The 6,943-nt window shown below is 53.1% G+C and carries 5 protein-coding genes; all 5 read right to left on the reverse strand.

Annotated elements, in window-relative coordinates; translation table 11 throughout:
• Positions 1 to 289 precede the first annotated feature (289 nt).
• Positions 290 to 1,222, reverse strand: a complete 933-nt coding sequence (locus tag ABWO75_RS13090; RefSeq protein WP_353186234.1) for an RraA family protein — start codon at positions 1,220 to 1,222, stop codon at positions 290 to 292.
• A 48-nt stretch (positions 1,223 to 1,270) separates the two neighbouring features.
• A complete protein-coding gene (locus tag ABWO75_RS13095; RefSeq protein ID WP_353186236.1) occupies positions 1,271 to 3,475 on the reverse strand; it encodes a pyrroloquinoline quinone-dependent dehydrogenase in 2,205 nt (734 codons plus the stop codon).
• Between the two features lie 194 nt (positions 3,476 to 3,669).
• Positions 3,670 to 4,794, reverse strand: coding sequence for a mannonate dehydratase (locus ABWO75_RS13100; RefSeq protein ID WP_353186238.1), 1,125 nt, complete (start codon positions 4,792 to 4,794; stop codon positions 3,670 to 3,672).
• A 19-nt stretch (positions 4,795 to 4,813) separates the two neighbouring features.
• A complete protein-coding gene (locus ABWO75_RS13105) occupies positions 4,814 to 5,962 on the reverse strand; it encodes a mannonate dehydratase (protein WP_353186240.1) in 1,149 nt (382 codons plus the stop codon).
• Between the two features lie 178 nt (positions 5,963 to 6,140).
• Positions 6,141 to 6,943, reverse strand: an 803-nt coding sequence (locus ABWO75_RS13110) for a SusD/RagB family nutrient-binding outer membrane lipoprotein (protein ID WP_353186242.1), incomplete at its 5' end; no start/stop codon positions are given.

Below are 6,943 nucleotides of genomic sequence, written 5' to 3' on the forward strand. Positions count from 1 at the left end.
TTTTCTCATCCATAAAAATTAAAAGACACCCCCTCGGCTTATAATTGTAATTCGGCGTCTATATATATGACAATAGTTAACCGAAAATTCCCTAATGGAAAATGGTATTTTTATGCTGATCCGCCGGACCGGCGGCATGGCTGCTCAAAATGCCGGTATAAAAAGGCCGCATGCAAGGTGGCTGCCTCACATTGCGGACCTTTTTTCAACCCTAACATATAACTAATTATCAGCGCGGGGCGACGCAGCATAGCAGCGGTGCTGCGCCTCCCGCAAGTAACAGCAAGCCTTAACGACGGGGGCGCAGGTATTTTTCGATATCTTCTTTGCTGACCGTCAATTCTCCCGGATATTCCGCAACCCAGGCCCTGAATTCGTCCTTAATCTTATCGCTCCAATCGCCGTGAATTTCACCTGAAGGGTATTTCGACTGGCGGAGTAAAAACCGTTCAAATTCGTCGCGTAACGCCGTCAATTCGGAAGACACGACCAGTCCGGCCACCAAGTGGGCGGGAATAAACACCACGCCGTAATCATTAGCGAATACAATATCACCCGGGAATACCGTGGCCTCGCCGACACGGATTGGCGCATTGATGGAAATCGGCGTCATGTCTTTGATGTACGACGGATCGTGGCCCTTGATCCAGGCATTAAACCCTTCGGTTTCTTTCAGCTCCTGCATATCACGAATTGAACCGTCAAAGACCACGCCTTTGCCGGTTTTGCCATAGATGGCGTTGCCAAGGCTCGAACCGATTAATGTACCATCCTTTACCTTACCAAAACCATCGGCCACATAAACATCGCCCTTCGTCAGTATATCAATCGGCCAGATGTTGATCCCGCCGCTCTGCGACCGGCCCTCGGCCTTTCCTTCGGCTTTTACGAGGCTGTCCAGGTCGGGACGGGCAGGCACAAACCGGGCCGTCACCACCCGGCCGACCATCGTTTCGCCGGGATTCAGCATCAGCCAGTCTTTCGCTACCTGGTTACGATAGCCCCTTGCGCCGAGATACCCCCAGATCTGCTCCAGGGTGCATTTTTCCAGGCGTTGGAGCATGATGTCCGGAACATGGGGCCGGCCATCGGCAAAACGCTCACCCTGCCATTGCGACGTAAGCGATTGGATATATTCGGGGGATGCGCCGACACCAGGCCGTTGCGCAAACAGGCTGCCTGAAATAAGGATTGCGGTAATCAGTAAAATGAGATTTTTCATGGGTTATATAATTTGTTAAAAAGATTGGTTTTGCAATAATCGGCTTTGCTATCTACCTCCCGGGGCGTTATCCGACAGGGCAAATGCCACGTAGGTTCCGCCCGGTTTGAGTCCGTACTTGGTTCCACCGGCCGCAATGACCACGTATTGCGTGCCATTGACTTCGTAAGTCGCGGGAGTGGCAAAACCACCTGCCGGCAGCCGGTACTCCCAGAGTACTTCTCCGGTACTTTTATCAAACGCCCGGAACAGCTCGTCCTGCGTGGCACCGATGAACAGCAGCCCTCCCGCCGTCACAATTGGGCCACCGTGGTTTTCCGTACCCGTTGGCGGAATACCCTGCTCTTTCAGCTCCGGAAACTCACCCAACGGCACCTTCCAGAGGTACTCGCCGGTATTTAAATCCACTGCATTAAGCGTACCCCAGGGCGGCTTTACACCGGGATACCCGTCGGGTGTACGGAACTGTATTTGTCCGTTGTTCACCCAGGGCGCCACATATGGGAAATTCGAACTGTCAGCAACGGCCGCCACTTCATTCGTGTTATGCAAATCTACTTTTTCATCCGTATGGAACAAATAGCTGAGTATTGCATTTTTCCGGAATTCCGGAAGGTGCTTGAACGAAGGCATCATGCCGCTGCCCGATTCGATGACCTGCAACGCCGTTTCGCGGTCCATCCGCTTGCCGATGTCAGCCAATGCCGGATAACGGGTCCCGCTTCCTTTCAGGTCGGCACCGTGGCACGAAGCACAGTTGGTCATGTAAAGCGCCTCACCGCGTGCGGCCAGGGACTTTTCCCGTTCGCGGAGACTGGTAGAAAGATCCATCATGCGCAGGTCCCACGGCATCTCGTTGGAATTAACATAAAAGACCCCCTCCGGATCCGCTGCTGTGCCGCCCCATTCCGCACCGCCGCCGATGTGGAACACCAGGGTACCCTCGATACTTGGTGGAATATATTTATTTCCTGAGCGGGTTTCAAGAAAACGCTTTCGTACGGCATCATATGCACCTGGTGTCAGGTCGTTGATATCCTCCTCCTTGAAATACTGGCGGGCAAAAGGCTCGGGCTTCAGCGGATAGGGCTGTGTAGGCCAAGGTGCTTCACCCGGAACGGCGCCATCCAGCGGAACAGGGCGTTCTTCCACAGGGAATAGCGGCTCCCCGGTGTCGCGGTCCAGCACATAGATCAGTCCGTCTTTAGTGGCCTGCGCCACGGCGGCTATCCGTTTTCCATCGTGGTTCACGGTAATCAGGTTCGGCGGATTTGGAATATCGCGGTCCCAAAGGTCGTGATGGATCGTCTGGAAATGCCATTTCCGTTTACCGGTTTCGGCGTCCAGCGCAAGGATGCAATTGCCGAATAGGTTTTCCCCGTGCCGACCCCCGCCGTAGAAATCCGTGGCGGGTGAACCGGTGCCCAGGAACACCGTGCCGCGTTGAGCATCCAATACCATGCCCGACCAGTTGTTGGCACCGCCCATGTACTTATAGGCATCCTCCGGCCAGGTTTCGTACCCGTATTCGCCCGGTTGCGGGATGGTATGAAAAACCCAGCGCAGTGCGCCCGTGCGCACGTCAAATGCCCGCACGTGGCCGGGTAATGCGTCGCCGAATTCCGACACCCGCGACCCCATAATCAGCAGGTCCTTATAAATCGCACCGGGTGTTGTCGCAATGGCCATCAACCCGCTGATATCGTGGTCGAGGTTCGTGTCCAGCCCCACATACAGACTAACCCTGCCCCCCGTCCCGAAGCCTTCGACCGGTGTGCCTGTCTTTGCATCCAATGCGAATAAGGAAGACCCGGCAGTATACAGGATCCGTTCATCATCCCCATCACGCCAGTAGCTGACGCCACGGTTTTGATGGTATTGAGGTTCCTGGTCTTCAAAGGGATCGAACTTCCACAGCTCTTCCCCTGTGTCCGCTTTGATTGCGAAGGCTTTCAGCTGCGGCGTTGTACCGTACAATATGCCATCAACAATAATGGGCTGGCACTGGATTTCATACCCCCGTTCGGATGAATTGTTATTTTCCCCGGTATCATACGTCCAGGCCACTTCCAGGTAGCCCACGTTATTCTTATTAATCTGGGTAAGCGGCGAATAGCGGTTACCAGCGTTATTGCCCCCATAAACCGGCCAGTTTTCACCTGTCTTTTCATTTCTTTTTTCATTTGAGTCTGCACACGCTATCGCAAGCAGTGCTGTGACGGTTAGTAATTTTGAAATCCCGTGTAATAACATTATTTTGTCCGGTTGTCTGGCGTCATAAATAAAATTTGTGTTTGTAGTTTTGCTACAACTACGAATTAATATGACTAGTTCGCCTTCATTGGTTTTTACTTCAAAGGATAAGCTTACAAAGTAAGACGTGCGCACCTAAGGATTGACTGAATATTCTCCACACAACCTTTCTTAAACACATCTAAATCATAGACTTATATTCTACGCTCTTGCTTACTGACGGATTCCGCGAGTCCGCGCATATACCCGATCGCATAAAGCGTACCCAGCGTCATGTAACCGGGGCGTGTATTTTCCTCCCCGGCCATGGTAGGCACGTGATCGGGCCGGATGGTCCCCCTGAATCCGATATCGTGATAGGCCTTCATCGCTTCGTACATATCGATTTGGCCTTCATCGTGGAAGGTCTCTGTAAATTCCGTACTCGGCAATACTCCACTGATATCCTGCACATTCCGGAAGTGGACAAAATTGATTTTGCCATCATTTCCCCACCGCCTGATCAGGACAGGTATATCCGCACCCATCAAGGCAAAATTGCCTTGGCACATGGTCAGCCCGCTATATTTGCTCGGCACTAGGTTAAGCATTCTATCGAAGTTTTCGACCGTATTCATGATACGCGAAATCCCCTGGATGCTATCTACTTGGGGATCGTCGGGATGCAGGGAGAGATTCATCCCGATTTTCTCTGCCTCGGGCACTACGGCTTTCAAGAAATATTCCAGTGTGTCCCAAAGCGCTTCCTTCGATACCTCCCCGTATTCCGTTATCCGTCGGTTCTTGATATCTTCATTATTGAAAGACGTTACCAGCGCACCTCCCCTTCCCGGACGGTCCATGGTGGTACGCGCCCAGCTGATCACCGGCATCCAGTTATAACAGATCACATCCACGTCGCCATGCTGTTTCAGGTTCTTCATGAACGTAATGAAATTCGCGATTTCCTCATCGCGTCCTGGTAGTCCCAGTTTGGTGAGTGTTCCCAAAGAGGGAGGCCCCTCAACCACCGTCCATTTGATCCCTTCCTTTTCCCATGCAGCTTTAGTTGCTGCAATGGCTTTCGGATCCCATGGATCCAGGCCGTCGATACGCTGGACGCCAGATACGGCATGTAATACATCCATTTGCCTGGCATAGGGGACGCGAGGAGACGTAGGCCCCATCATCAGGGCAAATTTCATTCCGGCGTCCCGTTCCACTTCTTTTGCTGCCTGCCTGGTTTCCGAATCAACGCAGGCGGCATGCATCCCGCCTACAGATAATACCGCGGCAAGCGACGCGCTTCTTTTGATGAAGGTTCTTCTGTTAGCTTTCATTTTATACGATTAAGGTGATTTATTTACCGTTGCCATCGAGCGAGCCCACGGCTTGCATCATTGCCCGGGTATAGGCCACGTTGTATGCCTCCGCCGCATATCCACCCCCGTTGGGATAAAAATCCGGCACACCTGCCGGGTGTTCTTTGTCGTAGTCCAGCGCCCGCGGATGTTCCGGATAAATACCAAACTTGTATCCCAGTTTCATGACGCCGCGCATGACCTCAAACAGGTTTACCTGGCCTTCGTCCATAAAGACTTCCTGGTATTTTTCATAGGGTGTTTCCACGATCACATTACGGTAGTGCATGTGGTTGATGCGATCGCGTGATCCAAGGTATTCCAGCACTTCGAGCGGATCTTCGCCCAGTTCACGTGATACCCCGCAGTCATACGTCATTCCATTTGCCGGACTATCCACGATGGAAATCAGGCGTTTCCAGTCTTCAAACCGGGCCATGATCTGTTCGTGACCGTGGGCAATGGGAATCGGTGGGTCATTCGGATGCAATGCCATCCGCACACCGGCTTCTTCCGCTACGGGGATCACGGCATTCAGAAAGTAAGTGAGGTTATCCCACAGCATTTCGGCCGTCTGTGGTTCGGGATCGCTGGGTATATCCGCCGCCCGGGCGTAATCGAACGCCGTAATCCCCGCCCCGCCACGGCCTTCTACCCCATAGTAACCGGCCATTAACCGATGCGCATAGAAATTATATTCCACCACGGGAAGTCCCGCCTGACCCGCAGCCCGCAGGGAGTCCTGAATATGCTTGATTTCCTCGTCGCGTCCCTCCCGACCATAGATCGTCTTTGGATGGCCGCCGATCATCATATTAATCACGGTCAGTCCCTCCGCCTGAAAGCGGTCCATAATACCGCGGAGGCCTTCTACTGTCCAGGGAATCGGTGGCCCGCCCATCAACACATGGTCTACACCCAATTGCTTTATTTTCCGCATTTCGGCCGCTGTCGCGTTCGACGAACACCCCAGGCACATCTTGGGTGCGTCAGGACCTGCAATTACCGGCCATTCGGCAGGCGCACCGGCGGTGGATGCCGCATGATTACCGGTTCCGGAAGATGCGCAGGAGCTAAGGCCCGCTACCGACAGCGCAGCCGCCATCGATGCCCCTTTCTTGATAAATTCTCTTCGGTTGTTTTTCATTGGAATAGTTGTTTATAACTGGTAATGAAGTTGTCATGATTAATCCATTTCGCTATAGATGTTGTAAATCACGACGGTTTCAAGGCTATTGAATTCGGTGTTCATCTTAAAAAGATGGTCTTGCCTGGGCTTTGCCCAGGACAAGCCATCCCCAACTAACTAACTACTAACTAACTCTTTAATCCACATCCCACCAAACAGGCGTCGTATATAAGTCCGGTCCCTGATTGGCAACGGCGGCATTGTAATTTTCGGTATTCAGTGTGGCCTCGTCAATTGGATAACGCAGGCGGAGCATGTGTGTTCCGCCGGTAAAATTACCCGGGTAATCGGTTGGTACAAGGTCCGGATAGCCTGTACGGCGCCAGGTAGAAAATGCTTCGAAATTATCATAGTACATAAAGTGCGCTAACCAGAACTGTGTATAAATCTGCTCCATCTGCGCTTCAAAAGAACCGCCTGTATTCAGCGCATGCGCGGCCAGGTAGGTGTCAATGGCCGATTGGGAAATCACGCTGCTGCCACCCGACAGGGTAACGACGGGGTATAAGCTGGTCGACTGCATGTTGGCGGCAATGGCTTTGTTGTAGTGTTCCGCTGCTGTACCGGGGCCCCAGCCCCGGAGCGCAGCTTCGGCCAGCAGGAACTCCACCTCGGAGTAGGTCAGTATCATGGACGGGGCATCCAGACTGGCGAGGGTTGCCGTATTCGGCTCCGAAAACTCCACGAGCATATCGTTGCTGAAACCGGGGATCGCGTCCGAAATCGAATTGGCATCGTACCCGTTGGGCAGCCCCCGTTGTATGTCCGGGTTGGTGGTAGTCGGGAGCTTCGCGGTCTGCTGGGAGAGAATATTGCCCTCCCATAGCGTTGCGTAAAATGGCAGCCGCGGGTCGTTCCCCTCCTGAAGGGCGTCAATTAATGTTTTGGCCAGCTTCACCGGGCCCTTGCCCGCATTGGACTCGGGCAGGCTTTCCCGTT

The organism is Parapedobacter lycopersici (assembly GCF_040395035.1).
Lineage (GTDB): Bacteria > Bacteroidota > Bacteroidia > Sphingobacteriales > Sphingobacteriaceae > Parapedobacter > Parapedobacter lycopersici_A.